The organism is Erysipelatoclostridium sp. An15 (assembly GCF_002160675.1).
In the GTDB taxonomy this organism is placed as follows: domain Bacteria; phylum Bacillota_I; class Bacilli_A; order Erysipelotrichales; family Coprobacillaceae; genus Thomasclavelia; species Thomasclavelia merdavium.
On the sequence record NZ_NFLA01000097.1, the window covers coordinates 1 to 2,480 of the forward strand.

Annotated in this window: 2 protein-coding genes; both read right to left on the reverse strand. The window is 45.8% G+C overall.

Annotation, left to right across the window (positions count from 1 at the left end):
- Positions 1 to 178: 178 nt before the first annotated feature.
- Positions 179 to 505 carry a YdcP family protein gene (locus B5E92_RS15095; protein WP_022087958.1) on the reverse strand — a complete coding sequence of 109 codons (327 nt, stop codon included), beginning with the start codon at positions 503 to 505 and terminating at the stop codon, positions 179 to 181.
- A gap of 235 nt (positions 506 to 740) precedes the next feature.
- A partial coding sequence (locus tag B5E92_RS15100; RefSeq protein ID WP_143357606.1) for a VaFE repeat-containing surface-anchored protein occupies positions 741 to 2,480 on the reverse strand: 1,740 nt, incomplete at its 5' end.

Below are 2,480 nucleotides of genomic sequence, written 5' to 3' on the forward strand. Positions count from 1 at the left end.
AAATGAAGCCAAATGAAGAGGAATCCTAATACTTAAAAATGCTCTTGATTATATTGAGAAGGAACACAATTGTACATCATAAATGATCATTTTTGTACAAAATTATATTGACATTTATAAACGTCTTTTCCTTATCTAACACAATTCCATTCGCTAATCTCATAATCTGATACCCCCTTTACTTGCTTTCCTCGGCTGGAAGCATATCATCAGCCGTTAAGATATAGTTAGTGTAGCCACGACCTCGCACGTTCTTTCCCTCGGCGGTAATCTTAGGATTGATGAGCTTTACTTTCTGCTCATACTTGAAACGCTTCTCCCCAGCCTTTGCGGGAAGCACCACGATAATGTCGTCGGCTCTCTGAATGTCGGAATACAGGTTATAGCTTCTCGTCACGGGGACAAAGCGACCATTGACACGCTGTTGCTCTACCTCATTTTCTCCTGCAAACTCCAAGTTACCAAAAGTCTGTGCCATGTCAGGCACGATATATTTCAATTTCATGTGTTCATACCTCATTTCTATAAAATCTGTTGATTATCAATGCTTTTATTCTGGCTGGTGGTGTGATACCCGTAAGCCCCCAGACCGTCAAGGGCAGGTAAATGCTTAAAAGCACCCTTGACCGTCCGTGTGCTTACAGGTGGGTGGCGGTCAAGCCAGAATAAAGGGAAGCTCCGCCGTTTCCATGTGTCGGCGGGGAGCGTGATTTCTTCATCATCATAAGCAGACCGCCCGATTAAGAGCGTCTACGCTTGAAGAAGTATGTTCCTGCCACGCCTGCACCAGAAAGAACAAGAAGCCCTAAGAATAAGGCAATGTTTGTATTATCACCTGTCTTTGGAGCGTCTGTTGTCTTGCTCGGTGTATCTGGTGTGGTCGGCTGTTCTGGCTCTGTTGGTTCTTCTGGCGTTTCTGGTACTTCTGTGATTGTCACCGTCTGCCCGTCGTCCTCAATGTCCTTATGCTCTGTAACCTTTGTCGGTTCGTCTGGATTGCTCAAATCGTATAATTCCTCAAAGGTCACAAGTTCTTTTCCGCCAAGCTCGGAAGCGTCGAATGTAAAGGCAATCTGGACTTCCATGCTTTCACTGTCGGCAGTAAAAGTATAATCATTCTCGACACGCTCTCCGTTGATGATAAGCTCTGCGTTTTCGTCCTTAGTCATCTGCCAGCCTTTAAGCTGATACTTAGTGCCGATTTCCAAGCCGTCAAGGGTAACAGTATCAATGATTGTCACGTCTTTTCCAGCTTCAATCTCTTTCTTTCCGTCCTCGCTGGTCGCTGTGGTATGGATAGAGATGATACGCTCTGTGATAAGCACCGTCTGTCCCTCGTCGTCAATGTCCTTGTGTTCAGCCACTTTTACAGGCTCGTCCTCATTGGAAAGGTCGTAAAGTTCCTCAAAGGTCACAAGGTTCTGACCGCCCAGAGAAGAAGCGTTGAATGTGTATTCTATTTCAATCTTCATTTCCTCGCTGTCGGCTGTGAATGTGTAATCACTTTCCACACGCTGACCGTCGATAAGAAGCTCGGCGTTTTCCTCTTTCAACATCTGCCAGCCTTTCAACTGATATTTTGTGCCTTTTTCCAGCCCGTCAAGCGTAACCGTGTCAACGATTGTTACCTCTTTACCAGCCACGATAGACTTCTCGCCGTCTTTGCCTGTGGCTGTGGTATGGATAGTGATTTCTTTCTCGCATTCATCAGTCAGTGTCCCTAAATCAACGGTCACATTGTTTCTGGACACCACGATTTCAAAGGCAGGGATAAGCTCAAAGCCTTTGTTGCCCTCACAGCGTAATTCTTCAATGATATAGGTATCGTAAATCAAAGCACCTTTGCTGTCGTCAGGCTCGCTTGTTCCAAACCAGATACCGTCCTCGCTGGTCTTTCCTGCGTTGGTGTTGTTCTTATGGGAAGCCCAGTCAGAAGAAGTAGAGAACTGTCCGTTATCATCAGTTACGATAATGTGGCTCTCACCTGTGGTCTTGCTGGTGATCCTAAACGGAACTCCCGCAAGACGCTGGTGTGTACCAGCCCCAATCTTGACACCCTCAAGGTCGCCACGCTTTACTTGATTGTAAATGGAAGTGTCCGTACCTGTAAGGTCAACGATTTTTCCGTCCTCTGTGATTTCAAATTCAATCGGTTTCGCACCGTCCGTCAGATAGCCCTCTGGAGCTTTGCTTTCCTCGATACGGTATTTCCCGTAAGGAAGTAAATCAGCAGAAGTAGAAGCCACGCCCTCAATGTCGGTAAGGATTGTCTTTACCACTTCATTCTTGCTGTAAAGTTTCCCCTCGACAAGTACGGCGTTGTCATTAAGGGAAATGATTTCAAATTCAGCGTCTTTCAAGGTCGCACTTCCTTGACCTTTGGTATCGCTGGTTTCTAAATCTCTTTTCTGGATTTTTACACCGCCACGGATAACCTTGTCTGATACATGGTACTGATTGCTTCCAGACAGTACGGCAAT

Bases quoted from the DNA above. Each gene is read 5' to 3' on its own strand.
- B5E92_RS15095 (WP_022087958.1), bottom strand. From the start codon at position 505: ATGAAATTGAAATATATCGTGCCTGACATGGCACAGACTTTTGGTAAC.